At 62.9% G+C, this 348-nt stretch carries 1 pseudogene; it reads left to right on the top strand.

The annotated features are described in order from the left end of the window. Positions 1 to 348 (top strand): annotated as a pseudogene (locus AC0L2L_RS33380) (CadC-family transcriptional regulator); the annotation flags it as partial.

The raw sequence follows: 348 nt of genomic DNA, 5'->3' as shown, positions 1-348 counted from the left end.
GTTCCTGGCCTGCAAGGAAGCGCTGAAGCGCGAGCTCGGCATTGAGCCCGAAGAAGCGACGCGGGCACTAGTCGAACGCATCGAAGCGCCCAACCTGGAGCGCTTGAAGGAGCAGATAGCCGACGGCGGCCCGTCCGAGCTCGAACTGTTCCGCCTGGTAGCGAAGGCAGAGCCGCCGCGCCCTACTGTTTCGGTGCCGGAAAAGCCGTCGATCGTCGTCTTGCCGTTCCAGAACATGAGCGGCGACCCCGAGCAGGAATATTTCACCGACGGCGTGGTCGAGGAGATCACAACGGCGCTGTCGCATGTGAACTGGCTGTTCGTGATCGCGCGGAATTCCGCCTTTGC

The sequence above is a fragment of the Mesorhizobium sp. WSM4832 genome (assembly GCF_055811115.1).
This window is presented reverse-complemented; position numbering and strand designations above follow the sequence as displayed.